Raw genomic sequence first — 18353 nt, forward strand, 5'->3', positions numbered from 1 at the left:
GATTGGGTTTTTTTCGGAGGTGTATTAAACCTTATTTCTGTCCGATCATGTTTTGATAGCTAATAGATCATGCCAGAGCTTGCAGCTCGGACTTTCTTTTGTGATACAAAATAACAATCGCGGATTTTCTTTTTTCGTGCCAATTCCAGCGGGATCATCTGCGTGACAAAAATATAAAACAAGACCTGTGACATTGCATCATCATTAATTGATGGATGATACACGTGCAGGCCTAGCTTTGTCAGATGTGTTGCCAGCTTGGAATTGTGCTTGTTTTGCCGCTCTAGAATAATTACGGTATCACCGGGTTTTGCAGAAAACAAGCCCATGTGGGAGAATTGCTCCAGTCTTTCATAGTGCGAGTCAACACCCAAGATTTCGCCTAGCTTGGCAGATGCATACATTGCAATTGGATACGTGTGCTGGCTACCAAGGAAATAGATTTTGTTTTGTGGTTTGATTTTTTTAGATTGGGCAGATGCTTGTGAGAATATTTTTTTGGCATTTTTTATTTTGAACTTGTGCACCAAGGAAATGCACGTCAGCGCACTTGCCAAGAACCCAATACTGCCAGAGGTCAAAACCCCAGAGTCAAAATAATCAAGCGTTATGACATTTCGGCATAGCTTGGCAAGCTTGCTTGTGCTGTTTTTTGTTATTGCGGTTTTGTGCAATACCAGTTTTGCCGCCCCAATATTGGATATTGTGTTGCCTGAAACCGATACAAAATAGGCATGCCTTTTGTCTGCAATGGTTTTGTTTTTTGCAAGCTCCAGCGGGTCGCATGATTTTATACCATAATTAGAAAATGCCTCTGCAAGCATTGCCGCACATAACGAATCCCCGCTTCCAATAAAGAGGGCATTTTTTGTTATTTTTTGCGGCTTGAATTTTTTCAGATAATCCAGTTGCAATAACAAATCGTTTGCATATGCGTCAATTGTGTTCATGAACCGAGTGCAAAAACGTACCTTATGTGCTTGGCGATGAAAACTTTGTTTGGATAAATCGAACATCCTACTCTATATCGTAGTGGAATCATCACTGCACTCTAATGCTAAAGCAAAAGTCAAGACATGAGATACTAGTAACTGCAGAGGATCTAATGAAGCGCCCAATTGCGATGGATGCAAAAACCACCATACATAACGCGGCAGAGACGATTTTGGATTTTGATATTTCAGGAGTCATAATAGAGTCGGACCAGGCAAGGCACCTATCACAAAAAGGAATAGCCCAGGCATTACTAGAAAACGACAAGAGCATCAAGTCTGTTTTGGCGCTAGAAAGAACGCGCGAGCTGGCACTAGTCGACAGATTTTCCCCAGTTTCAAATTGTGCAGACCTGATGCTAAAGCTTCGAATCAACGCACTAGGAGTCAAAGACGGCTTACGCCTAGTCGGCATAATCACAAAACATGACCTAGTCAAGTATTTTGAGCAAAGCATTGTCGATGAGACAAATCTCTCAGAGATAATGTCGGTTGGCAGTTTTTTTGTTCCGCATACGGCCACACTGTATGATGCACTGTACAAGATGCTAGACAGTGGAATCTCACGCCTGCTAGTCAAGGATGACTCGGATACACCAGTAGGAATTGTGACCTACAAGAGCTTCCTCAAGACGGCAATGTACCACTCTAACCAGTCAAAGGACGCAGTCTTTTCACAGAACTTTGGCAGAGCCTACAAGGTTGGCCAAATAATGACCAAACAGATAATCTCCGTATCAGTCAACACCAGCATCGCCAAGGTAGCAAAGATACTAGTCGATTATCGAGTTCATGGTGTGGCAGTAACCCACAAGCAAAGAATAGTAGGGTTTGTGACTGAAAAAGACATTACGCGCCAGCTTGCAAAAATGGCCTAATTATTATTACCACATCAAAAAGACCAAAAACATGAAGATAACTATCGGCCACACTCCAGACTCGGATGATGCATTCATGTTTTATGGAATGCTCACAGGAAAGGTACCATCAGATGATTTTACAGTTCAACATGTTATTGCAGACATTGAGGAGTTAAACAAAAGAGCGCTAACTGACGAGCTTGATGTTACGGCGGTGTCTGTCCATGCCTGTGCATATTTGCCAAACCATACAATACTGCGAAGTGGTGGAAGTTTTGGAATCGGCTATGGCCCAATAGTCATTGCAAAAAACAACATGCCGCAAGAGAAAATTGCCAAGTCAAAAATTGCTATTCCTGGCAAAATGACATCGGCCTTTTTGCTTTTGCAGTTAATGATTGGAAAATTCGACTATACGGAGATGAAATTCAGCGATATTCCGGCAGCAGTCCGAGACGGAACGGTTGATGCAGGCCTGGTAATTCACGAGACCCAGTTATCATATGAATCAGAAAAGCTAACTAAAATCCTAGACGTCGGAAAATGGTGGGACCAGACTACGCACTTGCCAGTTCCACTAGGCACCAATGTGATGAGCAACAGATTTGACCGAAAAACCATCCAAAAATTCGACAAGTATCTGCACGATTCCATTGTATACGGCCTAGAGCACCAAAAAGAAGCACTAGAGTATTCCATGCAGTACAGCAGAGGCAAGCCAGAAGACCTAATTGAAAAATTTGTCAAAATGTACGTAAACGATGTCACAGTCGACATGGGAAAAGATGGCGAGCAATCAATTAGGACGTTTTTTGAGATGGCGGCAAAAAAGAACCTAATTCCAAAATTCAATGTACAGATAAGCTGAGATAGGAGGAAGCAGAACACAGCGATTGAACAGGTCATCGCATACTTGATACATCAATACCACCTTGTGATGAGATCAAGTTTGTGTTTGCTTCGTATACATTATAGTGATTTGAACACATAAAGATGATCAGAGAACAACTAGACATTTGTTCAGATAAGTTGGCGCATCTTTACATTCGTTCAGATATGATATTGTGTAATCTTGGTTTTTTGTACAGGTGTTTAGGGGCACGATTTGTATAATAATGATGCATGTGTATTCACACCATGGTACTAGTAGATAAGAAAATACTTGGAGGGGGACTTGCAATGCTAATTGTCGGAATCGCATTGATTTCCTATCTGAATTCTACTGTACCAATAGGCCAGGCAGGCATGACAGAAGAGCAGGCCTTTGATTTGATGAACAGAGAAAGAATACACAAAGAATATTCTACGTTGGCCGCAATACTAGCAGGAGTCGGCTTTTTGCTTGTATTGATCAGTTTTGGCGCAAGAAGAAAAAAAGGCGGGGCAAAGACAATAGAAAAAAAGCCCCCAGAAGCATCCTAAAGATTTTAACCAAAATCCACACATCACACCATGATTGGTCACAGCAGAAATCAGTCTTTATCCAGTAGGTACAGATTCGCCCAGCCTCAGCTTTTACATAGCAAGGGCAGTCGAGTCAATCGACTCTAAAATAAAGCACCAAACCACGCCAATGGGCACAATACTGGAATCAGACGACATTCAAGATATCTTTGATGCAACAAAAACAATGACAGAGATAATCCACAGATTAGGAGTAAAGCGAGTAGAAGTAATCCTCAAGATTGATTCTAGGACAGACAAAAAGCAAACAGCCGATGATAAAATGAAATCCCTTGACAGGTATCTAAAAGGTGCGTAATACCTCAAAGAATGTGTTTCGCTGGGCAGGCGCGCGTCCGATTTCCTTGACCATTGTTGCAAGCTCCATTACAGATGAATGAGTCGGCTTGCCGGCTGCACGATAAATCTCCTCAGAGAATGCAGTTCCAACCAGATCGCTTCCGCCATTGGACAGTGCCACTTGGGCAAGCTTCTTTCCCAGTGCAACCCAGTACACAGAGATGTTGTTTAGGTGGCCTGCAAGCATCAGTCTTGCCAGTGCAATTATTTTCAAATCATAAATTGCTGATGACTCGTGATTTACCTGGTGTTTTTGCTCCAGCTCGGTGTTATCTAGGCTGAACTTTAGCGGGATAAACGTGATAAATCCACCTGTCTTTTTTTGCAGTTCTCGCACCTTGATGAGATGATCAATTATGTGCTCTGGCTTTTCAATGTGGCCGTACAGCATTGTGACATTGCTTTTGATTCCAAGGTTGTGAGCTTGTTCTATTGTGTCAAGCCATTCTTGGCCTGAGCACTTGCCTCTGACAATTTGGTTTCTTATATCAGGATGGAATAGTTCTGCGCCGCCGCCAGGCATGGAATCAAGGCCTGCAGACTTGAGGCGCGACAGTATCTCCTTGACTGATGTCTTGGTAAGTTTTGATAGGAAGAATATCTCGGCTGCAGTGAACGCCTTGATGGTAAGGTCCGGGTGGTTCTTTTTGATTATTCTCATCATATTTTCGTAGTAATCTAGCTGCAAGCTTGGATGGAATCCACCAACAATGTGCACCTCGGTTGCACCCATGGATTTTGCTGCGGCAACTCGTGCTTCTATTTGCTCAGGAGTTAATGTATACGCATCAGATTCGTCTCCCTTGCGATAAAATGCACACATCTGGCAGCTGGCTGCACAGAGATTTGTGTAATTCATGTAGTATGATGCGGCAAACGTCACAGTATTGCCGACTAGTTTTTTTCTCACCAGGTCAGCTGTTGCACCCACTACAAACTGGTTATCAGAATTTATCAGTTCCAATCCATCATTGTATGAGAGCTCTTCCCCTGCAAGTGCCCTATCTATTGCCTTTGAGTCAACAATAATGTCGCGCAGCATTTGCTAGCTAGTCCAAGATTTGTAAATATAAAAGAAACGTACCGAAATAGACAAATTTTTGGGTTATCTATTTGCGGTTGTAGTGGATTGAGCCGTATTTTTGCTTTTTGATTTCAGCTGCTTTGTCAGCTTCTGCTTTTTGTGCTTCTTCCTTTGCTTTTTGATCTAGAGCGCCAATGTCCTTTTGGGTCTTTGGTACTTTACGATCAGCGTCAACTTTTACTTTGAGGTCTTTTGCTGGAGCTTTTGGGAGGTTTTCTTTTTGTTCCTTTACCTTCATTGCAAAATTCTCTCTTTGTGCTTCCAAGTCAACTTGTGACTTGCTTGGACCACCAGAGGATTTTCTTGCATCAATTGCTGCCTTTGCCTCTTCTTTGATTTTTGCTAGAATGTCAGCTGCTGTTGGAAGATCGTTTTTCTTTACTGCTTCGCTTCGCTTTGCAATTGCCTCTTCGATAGCTTTGGCTGCTTGCATTTTCTTTGCTTGCATCTGTGCCTTGATATCTGCGGCTTTTTGCTTTTGCGCTTCTAGTCTGTCTGCTCTTGCTTGATCAAAAGCTTCTCTGCTTTGTTCATGTTTTGTCTTTGCGGTAGCTGCAGTGTCAGCTGTTTGTGCATAAGACAGTCCAACTGGACCAACAATCGCAGCAGTCAAAAGAAGTATTGAAGCTAGGATACCTAGTTTTTGCATGATTGAGCAACCAAGAATTCAATATAAAAATAATGCGCCGAGATTCGACGGTTTTTGGTTCGCTTTAAGAAGAGATCGGCCTATTCTTTGGCAGGTTGTGATTTTTTGGCTGCTTGTGCTGCCTTTGCAGCCTTTATCTTTGCCTGCTGGAGCTCATAGTTTTTCTGTTCTGTTTGCTTTGCCTTTTCCTCTAGCTTCTTTTGTTCTTCTTTGAGTGCCTTGAGTGCTGCCTTGTGTTTTTGCTCCATCATTTTCTGTATGTTCTTTTGATCAATCATGGCATCTACTTTTGCCTTCTTTGCCGTCTCGCCGAGGTCTTGCTTTGTTTTGTCCAGTGATTCCTTTGTGTCGGCCTGCTTTTGTTCTGTGATTACAGTATCACGCTTTTTCTTTAGCTCGTCGACTTGGGCCTGTGCCTTGTCTTTTATTGCCTTGAATTCATCTAGCTTTTGTTGTCTTTTTTGGAGCATTTCTTGGCGTTGTGCTTCACGCATTTCTTCTAGTTCTTTTCGCTTTGCGTCAAGGTCTTTTTGGTTTTGCTTTAGTTTTTCTAGTATTTCCTTGTTCTTTGTTTGGGTTTCCTTTAGTTTTATTTGGCGCTGCATCTCTAGTTTTTTGAGTTTTTCTTCTTGGGCTTTTTCAAATTCCGCGATTTTCTCTGCGGCGGTTTGTTTTTCCTTTGCCGGCTCGCGCTCTGAAATGTCTTGAGCATGCGAGTATGGCACCACAGTAACCGACGCCAACAAAGCCAGTGCGACAAATACTGCCCAGTTCTTCATGGTAGGATTGTAATGCCAAGACTATAAAATAATAACTAATGATTCTTCCAAAAGAAAAAGAGTTTACTGTTCTGCTTACGGAGTTCCGCTGGTAGAGTTTGTGCCAGTAGTTTCTGTCGATTCAGAACCCGCCGAGCTAGAACCAGTATCTGAACTACTAGATGTCTCCTCTGCAGGTGGCGTTTCAATTACAGGCTTTTTGGATTTGAGTTTGACGAGTTTGTCGAATTTCTCGTTGTGCTTTTTCATTTGTTCGTCAAACTTTTTCTTGGCTTCTGCCTGTCTTTCCTCAAAGCTTGCTACCTTTTTCTTCATTCGCTCTTCAAACTTTGATTTCTTTTCCGTCATCTTCTTTTCCATCTTGTCTGCTTTTTCCTGCATTTTTTCTTCCATCTTTGCCTGTTTTTCTACCAGCTTGCCCTCTGCTTTTGCTCGTTTTTCTTCAAGCATCTTCATTCTCTCGGCAACTAGATCATCAAGTGTTTTTGATTTTTGCAGTGCGCGTTCTTTGATCATCTTTGTTCTTTCGTCGTATTTTTTGGCAATCTTTGCCTTTTCCTCTGCAATCTTTATTCTGATCTTTTCTTCGTCGCTGAGTGGCTTTGCCGGCGGCGTTGGTTTAGGAGCCGGCGCTGTGGATGTCTCAGTGCTAGTAGAGTTTGTCTCAGCGGTTTGTGCAAATGACAAGCCTGCTGGTCCAACCAGTGCCGCACTTAGTAGTATTAGTGATGCTAGGATTCCTAGTCTTTGCATACCACAAAACAATTTTTGAGGGTATTTAACATTGTGGAATGATTTCTCCACGATTTGATAATTCTACCACTTGAAAAGTTTAGTTAGCCTCAATGCCAAGTCATACTATGGTACTCCCACTAACAGACGAATTCAAGCCAAAATGCTACATTTGCAATAATGCATTTGACACAATAGAATCACTCAGAGAGCACCAAAAGGAGCAACACGCGGAATTTGTCAGCTACCATGAGAACCAAAAACGAGAGCCAGCCCCAGGCGACGTAACTGTATTTTAGAAATGTCCGAGGAGCAACTACAGCGAGCTGTCCAGATGTTTTTGGCAAAACAATTCGATGATGCAGTATTATTGTATGACCAGATTTTGCAAAAGAATCCAAACAACCTAGATGCGATAAACAACAAAGGATACGCACTGGGTAAGCTCAAAAAACACGCAGAAGCAATTGCGTGTTATGACTTGGGCCTAAAACTATACCCAAATGAAAAGACACTGCTTGTAAACAAGATCTCGTCTTTGCGCAAGACCAAGTCATATGATGCCGCACTAGAAATTTGCAGGCAAGTTCTCAAGTCAAATCCAGACGACAACATAACTCTGTACCACATGGAGCGAATCCTAGCCGCAATCGGAAATTATGCAGAATCCATCCAATGTTGTGATAGGATTTTATCATCATATCCGCAAAATGCCGAGGTCCTCTTTGATAAGGCCGTATCGTTGGCGAAAACACAAAGCCCTCAGATGACAGACATACTTGCACAGGCAATAAGTTCCGACCAGCACCTCAAAGCCAAGGCAAAAAATCACAGTGCCTTTGCAAAATATAGTACAGATCAGGAATTTTTGCGCATCGTCTCTTGATTGGACTTGAGCAGTTTTTCTGCAATCTCTTTGGAGATTTGCGCAATGTCATAGTCCTTGTCTATTTGTAGTGCGTTTTTGAAACAGGATAGTGCCTCTTGCATTTTTCCCTGCTCGCCAAAAGACAGGCCCTTGTATGCAAGTGCCATTGCGCATTTTTTATCCAAAAACAAAGCCCTATCGTAGCGGGCTATTGCCTCATCAAACCTTCCAAGGCTGTGCAGTGCAGTTCCTTCGTTTAGAACTGCTGTAACACTGTCAGGGCTGAGCCTAGTTGCCTTCTCAAAGCACTTGAGTGCTTGCTTGAATTTGCCCAAATTTTGTAATGCCACGCCCTTGTCAATTATGGCATCCAAATGATCAGGATCAGAGTCTAATATTTTGTTGTAAAGCGTTATTGCCTCGGCAAATTCGCCCTCATGGCACAGCTCCGACGCCTGATTCAGAATTTTCTCCAAGTTCAATGAATTTACTGAAACAACAATAGACATTAGTCTTGCTATGGAATCGTTGGGATTTGTAGACATTGTTGCGCAAATGTGTCAGTCCAAGCTAGTGATAGACTCACCAGTTCCGTTTTATCCAAAACCAGCCAAAACACTGCAATGTCCAATCGGTGTGAGAAGTGCAATATCACCTTTTATTCTTCTGTCGGGTTGAACGCTCACCTAGAGAGGACGCATAAAATAATAGAGCAAAAGGACAACCGAGTGCTAGATTCCTTTACGTAGCCAATGTATCGGTACGATGACAGTTGTTCCAAAAACTCTTTTATTCTGGTATTTTGAAGTGTTGTCATAGCCTTTGTTAGTATCTTTTGATACTCACTTGGATTTGAAACACAATCCAAGCAATTTATGATGCCCTCTTGTCCGACGGATCCAGCTCGAGCGCCCGATTAAAGCATTCCAGAGCATCATCGTATCTCCCAATACTCCGAAGTGCCGAGCCTTTTTTGTTCCATATCTCTGGGTTTTGCGGCTCGAGGATCAACGCTTGCTCAAAGTACGACAGCGCATCCTCAAAATTGCCTTCAAGCAGCAATCTGGAGCCTTTTTCCAACAGTTCTGTTGCGTTTGGCATCATACCAGTTACGCGCCCAACCCTTTTGTGAGTTTCCTGTCTGTTTGAATAGAACACACGCACATTAATGCCACAACCGGTTCATCCAAAATCAAATTGAACATACTAGTAGCAGAAGACAACCAGTTTACAGCAACCCAGTATGAGAGAATTCTAAAAAAATACGGCCACAACGTAGTCATAACAAAAGACGGAGCAGAGTGCCTAGATGAATACCGAAAACAAAGCAAAAAGTCGGAATTTGAGTCAATAGACGCAAATCCATTTGATGTGGTGGTATTGGATCAATCAATGCCAAAAAAGAGCGGCTCCGAGGTAGCCACGCAGATCCTCAGCGCCAAGCCAACTCAAAAGATAATCTTTGCCTCAGCATATGCTCTGACTGCAAACGAAGAAAGCCGCAAGCTAGAAGACAGAGTAGAATACCTGCAAAAACCATTCTCATTGAACTCTTTTGTTCAAAAAATCCAAGGTTAGGCCCTGCTGAACCTCTCACAGCTACACCTGTTAACAAGGCAAGACTCGTAGTTTCGCAGATGATCATGCAACAAGTGCCCGCATTTTGCATTGCCGCACGTCCTTTGCCTGAGCTCTTTTTGCACTACCTTTTGCGCAATCTGGTTTGCAGCCTCCTTGGTGTAGTGTTTTTTGTCCAGATAGTACCTAACTATTCTTGCGTACAGCTTGTTAAAGTCAAACTTTTTTTCTAGCACAACACAGTATAATCATGGATGAATTTATTGCCCATCAATTACAAGATGAAAATATTTTTAAAAAAACCGGATAACCTTTAATATTTGTAAAGCACATACTATACACGTTGATTTTAGATAAAACAGACGTAAAGATTCTCAAAAACCTCCTAGTTGATGCACGGCTATCATCACGCCAGCTTGCGCTAAAGCTTGGCATGTCAACTGTAACAATCCTGACTAGAATCAAAAAGATGGAACAGGAAAAAATCGTCAAAGGATACACTGCCATAATAGACCACGAAAAGCTTGGATACGACCTTACCGCCATAATAGAAATATACACAAAAAAAGGCAAGATGGTCGAAATAGAGCAAGACATCGCATCCTTGGAAAATGTCTGCGCCGTCTATGACGTCACAGGCGAGTCTGATACCGTCCTTGTTGCCAAGTTCAAAAACAGAGACGACCTAAGCAAGTTCGTCAAGACACTCTCATCCAAGCCAAACGTGGACAAGACAGTCACCAACATTGTCCTAAATACTGTCAAAGAAGACTTTAGGCTGGTATAGGCAATATTAATAAAATTTTGAGCCAGTCAGAAACACGATGAGCAAGCTTGCACTGTTGGCATTGGCACTTGTGTTGGTACCAGTATCAGTATATGGACAAGTCATAATGGAAAAGCCACAGCGAGGATCCGAGGAGATTTCAGAGTACTACAACCCAGAAGACGTCCGGCTAGCCATGATTGGAATAGCAATAGCAGTCATAATCCTGTTTTTGTATCTTGCACGAGACATTATTTTGCGCAGAAAATCAGACTATGAGAAAAAAGAGTTTGATTCAAAGAAAAATCGCGATTATGAAAAATACCACTCCGAGTGGAACCGCGACGATGAGGATTATTTTGGAGAGAGAAAATCCAAAGAGGCTCAAGAATTCCGCAAGATGATGCAAGACTCCGCCCTGCCAAACTATTACAGAGTGCTTGGGGTGTCAATGGAGGCAACGCAAGAAGAGATAAAGGCAAAGTTCAGGCAGCTTGCAAAGGAATACCACCCCGACAAGTCAAAAGACGAAAAGAGTGCTGAGCTGTTTGCTGAGATCAACAAGGCATATGAAGTCCTCTCAGACGAAGAAACCAGAAAGGATTATGACAAGTACTACAAGGCATCATTTGGATAGAGTGTGCATTATTGTCAGGTTTAGCTCAATGCCTGTGCTTTTTTGCACATAGTTTGTCAGGTTCGCAAATATCTGCACAGGAATAGACTCTGGCACCAGTTGAATTTTTGCAAACTCTGTGTTTGGGCCAAGCATTGCCTGCGATAACAACTGAGATATTGAAAAATCCGTGACTAGAATTTTTGCTTTGTATGCAGTGGTGTCAGAAAAATATACGCCTCCCCTGGTAGTGGGCCTGCTCACAGGGACATCGGAAAAAACAATCTCTGAGGATTCCGCTGCAAAATTTTTGTTTTGGATTATCAGATGTGTGATTTTTTCTTTTTGAACAATTAGTTTGTCCAGTATTTCCCTGTTAATTGCCACAAAACAAAAAAGAAGAGAAACGGTATTGAATCTTTAGAATTCTACGACTCCCGACTGCAATGCCTTGAGTTTTAGCATCAGATCGATTTTGACCTGCTTGCATGCAAGCCGTGCCTCGGACTGGGAAATGCCGAATTCCGACTGGAGTTTTTTGTAGATTTTGGTCTTTTCTGTTATTCCTTCATCAAGAATATTCATAATTGATGATCGTATTTTCGCCTGACCGAGTTTTGCGCTCATATTACTTCAAAAATCAATTTCAGTACAAGACCTTGTGTGTGTACACCAAGCCAAAAGTGCTGTTTGCACACCAAAGACACACACTTGCCAATATTGCATATGATAGTAACAAAAGCAAATTTGTTATGAAATTTGCAAATTTTATTACAATTTTTACACGAAAAATCTAGCTACAGATTTAAAACTGACTGGCCAAGCATACACTAATGCAGCTGTTTGCCAATCCACAGACCTTGCGAAACGAAATTCTGAATCTGGCAGTGTCATGTGGGCTGGACAGTCCCTGCTATAGCAAAATGCTAGACTATACCATCAGGCTTTTTGAAACCCAGGGGCTTGGCAAGGAATACTATGGATACCACAACATCACACATGAGCTAGAGGTGACCTATGTGACCCTGGTTGTCCTAAAATGGAAAAGCATCCTCAACAATATCAGAGAGGAAGACTTCAAGTATCTGTATGCCGCGGCCTTGTTTCATGATTTTGATCCCCAGAAAAGTGTCGACAAGCCACACGAGGACAATGTCATCCGATTTTTAACACAAGACCAGCATTTGGGCCAGCTCCTCAAAGACGCAGACTTGGACATCAACATAATCATGGCACTCATTTTGCGCACCACATACCCATGGCGCGGCGAGCTAAAAGAGCACGCAGAAGAACAAATCACAAGATGCTTTGACTCGTTCCCAATCACAAAAGACAGCCCGGAGATGCGCGATTATTATATGCGCCTGGGCTGGCTGTTGTCCGTAATAGACAGGGTCGGCGGATATTCCCTTGGGGATTTTGCAAAGGCAATGGACATGGCAAAGAAAAACGCACACGCATTGGCATGGCACCCGTCGTTTATTGTAAAGCGCTCTGTTGGGTATTTTGAAGATCTGCTAAACAGCGAATCCGAAATGTGCGAAACCGTATTACATGCATTGCCAAAAAACATGAGAAAAAATTTTATGGACGCAGTGACAGGATTTTTGAACCTGCGACAACAAGAGATCAAAATCCAATCTGACTATCTCTATGAAAACCTAAGACTGGTTCCAAAAATAGAAGCAATGCGCTCAAGGCAAGACAGAGAATTCCAGTCCACATTATTTGAAATATTCAACGAGCTCCCAACCCCGCTTCAGATAAACCGGGAAAATTTTGTAAAAACAGTCGAAGACCCAAAAACAATTCTGAATACTTTGCGCATTGGCAGCTCCGACGGCCCAATAATCGGCTTTGCCAAGGGCGGACCGCTAGAAAACTACACCCTCAGGCCAGAGATAGTAGACCAAAACTATGGCAAGCACAATACTGTTTTCCTAGAGCCAATTGCGCTCAAGATGGGCTACTGGGGGCTCCATGGCGGAAGCGAGATGAGACACCTCTTTACAATGCAGGCACACTCGATGAACTACCAGTACCTGACCAGCTTTGCACTCCGAGACGTCATACAAAAAAGAATCGAGGGAAAAGAAAAGGCAGAGTTTGTCACAAAGTTCGACCCAGAGCGCTGGGACTATTACCGCATAGAATTATAGGCAAACTCTTTAGTACTGCACAATTTTGTATTGTTTCGTGCTAAGGTTAGCTGCTATTTTTGCAATCTGTACTTTGGCTTTTGCCTCATTTGATACTGTTTTTGCCTTGGACGGCACGCAGCGAGCCGAAGTCAAAAACCCACGCCTGCTCAATTCCTTTGGCGAGGCACTCTCGCAAAACGTCAACGCAAACCAGCAGGTACAGATTTCAGCAGACATTGTAAACAAGCAGGCAACGCCCCAGACCTTTGTGTATATTGTGCAAATAGTAGACGGCGCAGGCGTAATCTACAAGCTTACCTGGATCTCTGCATCGCTCAACCCACAGCAGTCATTGTCGCCTGCAATATCGTGGAACCCAACAAAGCCAGGAACCTACACCGCACAAATCTATGTCTGGGACTCCATCAAGGATGCAAATGCACTGGCGCAAAAAACAGATCTAAAAATTCTAGTCAGCTAATTTACGACTAAATAGTACAAGACATACCAAAAATCGTTGAGTCTTACAAGCCAGCAAAAGAAAATTGCGGTGGGATCCTTTCTTGGCTGGTCGCTTGACGGATACGACATTGTCCTAATGTTGCTGGTAATTCCGTCAATTTCACAATTGTTTTTCCCATCGGAAAATCCAGCATTTAGCATAATTGCGACATTTGCATCATACACTGTCACTCTGATAATGAGGCCGCTCGGCTCCGTTATTTTTGGAATTTACGGCGACAAGTTTGGCCGCAAAAAAGCAATGATAATCACAATATTGGGATTTTCGTTTGCAACCTTTGCAGTGGGATTGCTACCCACATATATCATGGTAGGAATAATTGCGCCAATCTTGCTCATACTGGTTCGGCTAGTCCAAGGAATATTTGCCGGAGGTGAGTGGGGAAGTGGCGCAGTCCTCACAATAGAAAGTGTCGAAAAACAAAAGCGCGGAGCATTGTCAGGATTTTTGCAGAGTGGGTTTTCATTTGGATTTTTGCTTGCGGCAATTGCGTTTCAGACAATAACAATACTGTACCCAGGGCCTGCATTTGAGGAATGGGGCTGGAGAATCCTCTTCTTTACTGGAATAATTCCAGGACTAGTAGCCCTCTTTGTTCGATTCAGCATGGACGAGTCACCATTGTGGATGAAGGCACACAGCAACAATGCCCTGGAGAGAACACCCCTGCGATAGTCCTAGGTGCGCACAAAAAAGAGTTCATCCTGTGTGCAGCAATAATGACTGGCCTAGTATACATGTACCACGGCTCGATTAGCATTTTGCCCACATATCTCCAGCAATTTGGCACATTTGACAAGGGTGAAATCGCAAGGCTCATGATATTTGCCACGACATCATCGTGGCTCGGCATGGTACTGACAGGCTGGCTTTCGCAAAAAATCGGCAGAAAAAAATCAATCATCATTTTTTGCTCTGCATCCATGTTGGTTTCAATTCCGCTTGCAGGACTTGTTTTGCAAAAAGACCAGTGGTTTGAATTGTTTGTAATCATCTTTGCGTTCATAGTGTCTACTGCATCGGGGCCAATACCTGCATTTTTCTCAGAGCGATTCCCAACCACAATCAGAAACAGCGCGGCCGGATTCTCATACAATGCCGGATTGATCTTTGGTTCCTGGTCTCCGCTAATTGCGCTATCCCTAATGAACAGCGTATCAGCAGAATTTGTTCCAGTTGCACTTGGCATCAATATTATGATTGGTGCGATTATAGTGATAATTCCAACAATTTTGAGCCGAGAAACCAAGGAAATAGAGCTGAATTGATAAGGATTGCTGTCAATTGATCAGCGAAATTAAGATCCCCGCTCCACTATTCTGTTAAATAATTTTTACAGGATCCCGCTAATAGAGGATCTGCCCAAAACAGAACATCATGATAGGCTATTGCGTAAAATGCAGAGCAAAACGAGAAATGTCAGGCATCAAGCCAGTCACAATGAAAAACGGCAAGCCTGCAACAAAAGGAACATGTCCATCATGTTCAACAGCTATATTTAGAATCGGAAAGGCATAAGCCTTTTCTGATCCTTTTTTCAATTTAGAAATTCCACTCTGGCGTTATTCCATTCCAAAGCGATTTTAGCGGACTTGGGTCCTTGCCAATCTCCTCGGTTATTCTGTTCTTTAGCGCAAAGAACATGTTTTCTAGTGCGTCTGCTCCACCGTCTGCAAACAATTCCTTTCCTATTTCCGTGATTCTTTGCTTTTTTGACGCCACATCTGGCGAGTCTGGATTCTGCAGGCAGAATGTCAGAAGATCAATTAATTCTTCTTCTAGCATAAAATCCAAGGCAAATTATGGACTTTACATGCCCGATATAGCCATTTTGATAATTAGAAAACTATTGTAAGTGCTATTCCAATTAGAGCAAGCATCCCGAGGCCGCCCATGACAAGACAGTATTTTCGCCCAATGCCGCGGAGCTGCCTGCTTTTGTATGACCTGTCCCTTCTGTCTGTGATGTACTCTTCATAGAGTTTTTTTGTGTCATAAAACTGCCAGCCAAGAATAGAAAGCCAAACCGCAACCACTATTGAGCGAAGAGCGGCATCACTTGGTAGAATTGATTCATCGCTTCTCTGTATTGAGGGAATTGCAAAAAACAACACAACAGCAATTACAGATACTGCCAATACTTCGATTCCCTGCCGGTATTTTCTTAGCTGAAAGTATCCTAGCCCTTGCAGCCCCACAAGTCCAGGGGCCAGTGAGAGGATCAGGTGCAGTTTTTTGCTTTTGCGCCACGATGGTCTGCATGTGGATCTTTTTTTGCGCAGTTCTGTGAGTATGTCGTATTCCTCAATTGTTATTTCGCCCCTAGCTAGTTTTTCTCGCAGATCGTTTTGTTCTGTCTTTTCTGGCTCGGTTGTCACAGATGAATCATTGGGATCAGGCCTAGCATTCAAGCCCAGCAATGAGTCAACATATTTTTGATCCGAGGAATACAACGGTGCCCCGCGCCTCAGGGTTTGAACAATGTGATTTAGCCTGCCAGCGTCCCCCCTCCCAGACCGGATGAGCTCCAGTATTTTGTTGATTAGATCTTCGGACAACAATCAAGTTTCAACTAGGACACATAAATTAGATGCCATGAATTTACCAGTAAATGACATTTGGCCAGACGATATTTTTTGGAGAGAACATATGAAGATTGACCAAATAGATTTGGCATTTTTGCACCTGGCGGTATCACACAATAACAGATTCAACGAGCAAGACCTGGCAGGCTCGGATCTTGTCTATCTTGGTGTTGGTAGAACGCTTGACAAGCTAGCACACCTCAAAGAAAACAACCTAATCCAGTTGGACGGGGAATCATTCAGAATCACAGATGCGGCAAAAAAGATCTTTTGGGACAAAGACACCCCACTACAGACTAGAATCCTGAGGCTGCTCCAGGTAAAGTCATTTGAAGAGCCAGACATTGTAAAATATCTGCTAGAAGAACCGCAGTCAATACAGGAAAAAATCGACGAATCCAGAAAGCACGGATTGCTGATTTTTACCACAATAAAAAAGGACGAAAAAATCACCAAAATCTGCGAAATCACACATGAAGGAAATGAATTCCTACAAGTACAGTCGCTGGACCCAAAGTCACAACTGCAAAAAATGCTCCAAGACATTTCAACTAAAATTCAAAATTCTAAGCTAGACAATACCAAAATAAAAGAAATCCTAGAAAAAATACAAAAAATCTCTACTGAGCTGGACTAGCCTGCATTATTGCCTTGACCTTGTCCTGGATTTGCGCCAAGATGAGCTCTGCTTTGCCCTTGTTCTCAAATGACTCTACCTTGTTGTCCATGATTGCGTCAATTTCGTAGCTCTTATCCACCAGAACGCGCGCAACATGCTCATCCAGCGTTCCGTTTCCAATCAAATAATACGCAAAGACTGTATTTTTTTGGCCTATTCTGTGGAGTCTGTCTTCTGCCTGCAGGTGTATTGCAGGGCTCCAGTCAAGTTCCGCAAAGATCACATATTTTGCCCTAGTCAGATTAATTCCGACGTTTCCTGCACGCAGTCCCGCAATCATCAGCTTTGTCTGGCCGCCCTGAAACGAGTCAATGTTGTCTTGTCTCTGCTTGTCTGTTTGGCCTCCGATTATTGATGCGGGCTTGAACTCAGAGAGGCTCTGGTGCAACAATGTATGAATTGATTTGTGGTGGCAGAACACTACTACACTTTCCTCTATTTCCATTATGTTTTTGACAAAGTTGATGACGTGTGGAAGTTTTGCAGCCCCTGCCGCCTGCCTTTCGCTTTGGATTGCCCGCTGGTATGCAGTGGACGCATCAAATGCCGTTTGCGCCTCTTTGCGCTCATCTTCCAGCTTTTTCCAGATTCTCTCCAGTTCTTTGTTATAGTAGTTGATATCAGAGTCGATTATCTCCTTGTAGCGGATTTTTTCTTTGAGCTCAGTTAGCACGTCTGTTTTTTTGCGCCTCAGCATTACGTGTTTTTGTAGCATGTTTCGGAGGGACTCGCGCTTGTTTTCCAAAACTATGGCCTTTCCCTTTTCATTTACATAGCAGAAATATTCGCAGAATTCCTTAAAGCTGCCTAGCAGCCCCGGGCGCAAGATATCAACGATTGGCCAAATCTCCGATCCCCGGTTATAGATTGGCGTGCCGGATAATCCAATTCTGTACTTGACAGATTCCAGTGCTGCAAGTTTTTTGATTGCATGATATTTTTGCGTGGTCTTGGAGCGCAAGTTCTGCACCTCATCACATACGATTGTTTTGAGGCCAAGCTTTGCTAGGTCCTTGTATCTTTTGTACAATAATTCATAATTGATAATATAGAAATCATATTTTTCAAGCGCCTCGGATTTGCCCACCCTGATTATGGTGGATGTTGGCGCCTCGCCTTCCACTAGTCTGCCGTTTCTGCTTTTTCGCACCAGGAATTTTTCAATCTCTCTTTGCCAGTTTTGCAGGGTGACCAGAGGCGCCACAATCAGTGCCGGAAATGCGTTTTGTTCTGATGCCAAATAAGATAATGACTGAACCGTTTTTCCAAGGCCCATTTCGTCGGCAAGCAGTGCGTTTCCAGCAGACTTTAGCAAAAAGTCAAGGCCTTCGCGCTGAAAATTAAGCAGGTTTCCCTTGAATTGTTTTCCAGGAGTCGCAAGCTGCAGTCGTTCCGTCTTTTTTGGCTTTTTTGGCATCACTTTGGCGGACGGCGGTAGTTTTTTTTGCCAGACATTTTTTGACAGAATCTCCAGTGGGTACCTGTCCATAATCCACTTGATCTGCGCGACATTTTTTGGCTCGTCTGGGACAATTGCCTCATATTCACCGTCGCCATACCAGGCCTGCGGGATTATTCTGGACACCATGGCTACTGCTCGCTCGCCTGTTACCTTCCAGCTCCACGTGCCAGAGAATTTGTCCAGTACATATTCCAGAGTGCCGAAATTAGTCATAAGCCTCGATGATCTTCGTTGGG

General features: G+C 43.1%; 28 protein-coding genes. 15 read left to right on the forward strand and 13 right to left on the reverse strand.

What is annotated here, in order from left to right:
- Window positions 1-59 precede the first annotated feature (59 nt).
- Window positions 60-950: an SIS domain-containing protein gene (locus NAQ_RS03160; RefSeq protein WP_100182213.1), complete on the reverse strand. Its 891-nt coding sequence runs from the start codon at window positions 948-950 to the stop codon at window positions 60-62.
- 104 nt (window positions 951-1054) lie between these two features.
- Between NAQ_RS03160 and NAQ_RS03165 the strand changes: the two genes are divergently transcribed.
- The 4 genes from NAQ_RS03165 to NAQ_RS03180 all read left to right on the forward strand — a co-directional run bounded on the left by NAQ_RS03165 (window position 1055) and on the right by NAQ_RS03180 (window position 3614).
- The gene (locus NAQ_RS03165; protein ID WP_100182214.1) at window positions 1055-1870 is read left to right on the forward strand and encodes a CBS domain-containing protein; all 816 of its coding nucleotides are present in this window, start codon (window positions 1055-1057) and stop codon (window positions 1868-1870) included.
- Window positions 1871-1901: 31 nt separating this feature from the next.
- On the forward strand, window positions 1902-2720 hold the full coding sequence (locus NAQ_RS03170; protein WP_100183416.1) for a menaquinone biosynthesis family protein: 819 nt from the start codon (window positions 1902-1904) through the stop codon (window positions 2718-2720).
- Between the two features lie 269 nt (window positions 2721-2989).
- Entirely contained in the window at window positions 2990-3274 is a 285-nt protein-coding gene (locus NAQ_RS03175) for a hypothetical protein (RefSeq protein WP_100182215.1), read from the forward strand.
- Between the two features lie 34 nt (window positions 3275-3308).
- The gene (locus NAQ_RS03180) at window positions 3309-3614 is read left to right on the forward strand and encodes an MTH1187 family thiamine-binding protein (protein WP_100182216.1); all 306 of its coding nucleotides are present in this window, start codon (window positions 3309-3311) and stop codon (window positions 3612-3614) included.
- Here the strand turns inward: NAQ_RS03180 and NAQ_RS03185 are convergent.
- The 4 genes from NAQ_RS03185 to NAQ_RS03200 form a co-directional block, all read right to left on the reverse strand.
- Window positions 3600-4697, reverse strand: coding sequence for a radical SAM protein (locus NAQ_RS03185; protein WP_100182217.1), 1098 nt, complete (start codon window positions 4695-4697; stop codon window positions 3600-3602). The genes NAQ_RS03180 and NAQ_RS03185 overlap by 15 nt on opposite strands.
- A 67-nt stretch (window positions 4698-4764) precedes the next feature.
- Window positions 4765-5388 carry a hypothetical protein gene (locus NAQ_RS03190; protein ID WP_162858608.1) on the reverse strand — a complete coding sequence of 208 codons (624 nt, stop codon included), beginning with the start codon at window positions 5386-5388 and terminating at the stop codon, window positions 4765-4767.
- Between the two features lie 80 nt (window positions 5389-5468).
- On the reverse strand, window positions 5469-6167 hold the full coding sequence (locus NAQ_RS03195) for a hypothetical protein (protein ID WP_100182219.1): 699 nt from the start codon (window positions 6165-6167) through the stop codon (window positions 5469-5471).
- A gap of 75 nt (window positions 6168-6242) precedes the next feature.
- On the reverse strand, window positions 6243-6920 hold the full coding sequence (locus tag NAQ_RS03200) for a hypothetical protein (RefSeq protein WP_100182220.1): 678 nt from the start codon (window positions 6918-6920) through the stop codon (window positions 6243-6245).
- 107 nt (window positions 6921-7027) lie between these two features.
- Here NAQ_RS03200 and NAQ_RS10040 point away from each other — a divergent pair, with 107 nt between their 5' ends.
- Entirely contained in the window at window positions 7028-7198 is a 171-nt protein-coding gene (locus NAQ_RS10040) for a C2H2-type zinc finger protein (RefSeq protein ID WP_162858609.1), read from the forward strand.
- A gap of 2 nt (window positions 7199-7200) precedes the next feature.
- On the forward strand, window positions 7201-7785 hold the full coding sequence (locus tag NAQ_RS03205) for a tetratricopeptide repeat protein (RefSeq protein ID WP_100182221.1): 585 nt from the start codon (window positions 7201-7203) through the stop codon (window positions 7783-7785).
- Here the strand turns inward: NAQ_RS03205 and NAQ_RS03210 are convergent.
- Both NAQ_RS03210 and NAQ_RS03215 read right to left on the reverse strand, forming a co-directional pair.
- Window positions 7758-8312, reverse strand: coding sequence for a tetratricopeptide repeat protein (locus NAQ_RS03210; RefSeq protein ID WP_245871703.1), 555 nt, complete (start codon window positions 8310-8312; stop codon window positions 7758-7760). The genes NAQ_RS03205 and NAQ_RS03210 overlap by 28 nt on opposite strands.
- A gap of 328 nt (window positions 8313-8640) precedes the next feature.
- Window positions 8641-8925 (reverse strand): tetratricopeptide repeat protein, encoded by a 285-nt coding sequence (locus tag NAQ_RS03215; RefSeq protein WP_320410631.1) that lies wholly within the window; start codon window positions 8923-8925, stop codon window positions 8641-8643.
- A 39-nt stretch (window positions 8926-8964) separates the two neighbouring features.
- Here NAQ_RS03215 and NAQ_RS03220 point away from each other — a divergent pair, with 39 nt between their 5' ends.
- Window positions 8965-9345, forward strand: a complete 381-nt coding sequence (locus NAQ_RS03220; protein ID WP_162858610.1) for a response regulator — start codon at window positions 8965-8967, stop codon at window positions 9343-9345.
- Here the strand turns inward: NAQ_RS03220 and NAQ_RS03225 are convergent.
- Window positions 9342-9581 carry a hypothetical protein gene (locus tag NAQ_RS03225; RefSeq protein ID WP_100182224.1) on the reverse strand — a complete coding sequence of 80 codons (240 nt, stop codon included), beginning with the start codon at window positions 9579-9581 and terminating at the stop codon, window positions 9342-9344. The two genes, NAQ_RS03220 and NAQ_RS03225, sit on opposite strands and share 4 nt — an antisense overlap.
- A 107-nt stretch (window positions 9582-9688) precedes the next feature.
- On the opposite strand from NAQ_RS03225, the gene NAQ_RS03230 reads away from it, so the two are divergent.
- Both NAQ_RS03230 and NAQ_RS03235 read left to right on the forward strand, forming a co-directional pair.
- Window positions 9689-10132: an Lrp/AsnC family transcriptional regulator gene (locus tag NAQ_RS03230; RefSeq protein ID WP_100182225.1), complete on the forward strand. Its 444-nt coding sequence runs from the start codon at window positions 9689-9691 to the stop codon at window positions 10130-10132.
- Between the two features lie 37 nt (window positions 10133-10169).
- Entirely contained in the window at window positions 10170-10748 is a 579-nt protein-coding gene (locus NAQ_RS03235; RefSeq protein WP_100182226.1) for a DnaJ domain-containing protein, read from the forward strand.
- Here NAQ_RS03235 and NAQ_RS03240 read toward each other — a convergent pair.
- Together NAQ_RS03240 and NAQ_RS10045 are read right to left on the reverse strand one after the other, a co-directional pair.
- Window positions 10737-11114 carry a hypothetical protein gene (locus NAQ_RS03240; protein ID WP_245871705.1) on the reverse strand — a complete coding sequence of 126 codons (378 nt, stop codon included), beginning with the start codon at window positions 11112-11114 and terminating at the stop codon, window positions 10737-10739. The two genes, NAQ_RS03235 and NAQ_RS03240, sit on opposite strands and share 12 nt — an antisense overlap.
- 33 nt (window positions 11115-11147) lie before the next feature.
- Window positions 11148-11354, reverse strand: a complete 207-nt coding sequence (locus NAQ_RS10045) for a hypothetical protein (RefSeq protein WP_162858611.1) — start codon at window positions 11352-11354, stop codon at window positions 11148-11150.
- Between the two features lie 206 nt (window positions 11355-11560).
- Here NAQ_RS10045 and NAQ_RS03250 point away from each other — a divergent pair, with 206 nt between their 5' ends.
- From NAQ_RS03250 to NAQ_RS10050, 5 genes are all read left to right on the forward strand, one after another.
- Window positions 11561-12886 carry an HD domain-containing protein gene (locus NAQ_RS03250; protein WP_100182228.1) on the forward strand — a complete coding sequence of 442 codons (1326 nt, stop codon included), beginning with the start codon at window positions 11561-11563 and terminating at the stop codon, window positions 12884-12886.
- A gap of 37 nt (window positions 12887-12923) precedes the next feature.
- Window positions 12924-13349, forward strand: coding sequence for a hypothetical protein (locus NAQ_RS03255; protein ID WP_100182229.1), 426 nt, complete (start codon window positions 12924-12926; stop codon window positions 13347-13349).
- Window positions 13350-13385: 36 nt separating this feature from the next.
- Window positions 13386-14066 (forward strand): MFS transporter, encoded by a 681-nt coding sequence (locus tag NAQ_RS10405; protein ID WP_256387164.1) that lies wholly within the window; start codon window positions 13386-13388, stop codon window positions 14064-14066.
- A complete protein-coding gene (locus tag NAQ_RS10410; RefSeq protein WP_256387165.1) occupies window positions 14015-14659 on the forward strand; it encodes an MFS transporter in 645 nt (214 codons plus the stop codon). Before NAQ_RS10405 ends, NAQ_RS10410 begins: the two co-directional genes overlap by 52 nt.
- Before the next feature lie 106 nt (window positions 14660-14765).
- On the forward strand, window positions 14766-14909 hold the full coding sequence (locus NAQ_RS10050) for a DUF5679 domain-containing protein (protein ID WP_245871762.1): 144 nt from the start codon (window positions 14766-14768) through the stop codon (window positions 14907-14909).
- A 24-nt stretch (window positions 14910-14933) separates the two neighbouring features.
- On the opposite strand, the gene NAQ_RS03265 is transcribed toward NAQ_RS10050, so the two are convergent.
- Both NAQ_RS03265 and NAQ_RS03270 read right to left on the reverse strand, forming a co-directional pair.
- Window positions 14934-15185: a hypothetical protein gene (locus NAQ_RS03265; protein WP_100182230.1), complete on the reverse strand. Its 252-nt coding sequence runs from the start codon at window positions 15183-15185 to the stop codon at window positions 14934-14936.
- 44 nt (window positions 15186-15229) lie between these two features.
- Window positions 15230-15949, reverse strand: a complete 720-nt coding sequence (locus NAQ_RS03270; protein WP_100182231.1) for a hypothetical protein — start codon at window positions 15947-15949, stop codon at window positions 15230-15232.
- Between the two features lie 91 nt (window positions 15950-16040).
- On the opposite strand from NAQ_RS03270, the gene NAQ_RS03275 reads away from it, so the two are divergent.
- Window positions 16041-16613, forward strand: coding sequence for a hypothetical protein (locus tag NAQ_RS03275; RefSeq protein WP_100182232.1), 573 nt, complete (start codon window positions 16041-16043; stop codon window positions 16611-16613).
- Here NAQ_RS03275 and NAQ_RS03280 read toward each other — a convergent pair.
- Window positions 16597-18330, reverse strand: coding sequence for a DEAD/DEAH box helicase (locus NAQ_RS03280; protein ID WP_100182233.1), 1734 nt, complete (start codon window positions 18328-18330; stop codon window positions 16597-16599). The two genes, NAQ_RS03275 and NAQ_RS03280, sit on opposite strands and share 17 nt — an antisense overlap.
- Between the last annotated feature and the right edge of the window lie 23 nt (window positions 18331-18353).

This window comes from Candidatus Nitrosotenuis aquarius, from assembly GCF_002787055.1.
GTDB classification, from domain to species: Archaea; Thermoproteota; Nitrososphaeria; order Nitrososphaerales; family Nitrosopumilaceae; genus Nitrosotenuis; species Nitrosotenuis aquarius.

Bases quoted from the DNA above. Each gene is read 5' to 3' on its own strand.
- NAQ_RS03160 (WP_100182213.1), bottom strand. From the start codon at position 950: ATGAACACAATTGACGCATATGCAAACGATTTGTTATTGCAACTGGAT.
- NAQ_RS03165 (WP_100182214.1), top strand. From the start codon at position 1,055: ATGCTAAAGCAAAAGTCAAGACATGAGATACTAGTAACTGCAGAGGAT.
- NAQ_RS03170 (WP_100183416.1), top strand. From the start codon at position 1,902: ATGAAGATAACTATCGGCCACACTCCAGACTCGGATGATGCATTCATG.
- NAQ_RS03175 (WP_100182215.1), top strand. From the start codon at position 2,990: ATGGTACTAGTAGATAAGAAAATACTTGGAGGGGGACTTGCAATGCTA.
- NAQ_RS03185 (WP_100182217.1), bottom strand. From the start codon at position 4,697: ATGCTGCGCGACATTATTGTTGACTCAAAGGCAATAGATAGGGCACTT.
- NAQ_RS03190 (WP_162858608.1), bottom strand. From the start codon at position 5,388: ATGCAAAAACTAGGTATCCTAGCTTCAATACTTCTTTTGACTGCTGCG.
- NAQ_RS03195 (WP_100182219.1), bottom strand. From the start codon at position 6,167: ATGAAGAACTGGGCAGTATTTGTCGCACTGGCTTTGTTGGCGTCGGTT.
- NAQ_RS03200 (WP_100182220.1), bottom strand. From the start codon at position 6,920: ATGCAAAGACTAGGAATCCTAGCATCACTAATACTACTAAGTGCGGCA.
- NAQ_RS10040 (WP_162858609.1), top strand. From the start codon at position 7,028: ATGGTACTCCCACTAACAGACGAATTCAAGCCAAAATGCTACATTTGC.
- NAQ_RS03205 (WP_100182221.1), top strand. From the start codon at position 7,201: ATGTCCGAGGAGCAACTACAGCGAGCTGTCCAGATGTTTTTGGCAAAA.
- NAQ_RS03210 (WP_245871703.1), bottom strand. From the start codon at position 8,312: ATGTCTACAAATCCCAACGATTCCATAGCAAGACTAATGTCTATTGTT.
- NAQ_RS03235 (WP_100182226.1), top strand. From the start codon at position 10,170: ATGAGCAAGCTTGCACTGTTGGCATTGGCACTTGTGTTGGTACCAGTA.
- NAQ_RS10045 (WP_162858611.1), bottom strand. From the start codon at position 11,354: ATGAGCGCAAAACTCGGTCAGGCGAAAATACGATCATCAATTATGAAT.
- NAQ_RS03250 (WP_100182228.1), top strand. From the start codon at position 11,561: ATGCAGCTGTTTGCCAATCCACAGACCTTGCGAAACGAAATTCTGAAT.
- NAQ_RS03275 (WP_100182232.1), top strand. From the start codon at position 16,041: ATGAAGATTGACCAAATAGATTTGGCATTTTTGCACCTGGCGGTATCA.
- NAQ_RS03280 (WP_100182233.1), bottom strand. From the start codon at position 18,330: ATGACTAATTTCGGCACTCTGGAATATGTACTGGACAAATTCTCTGGC.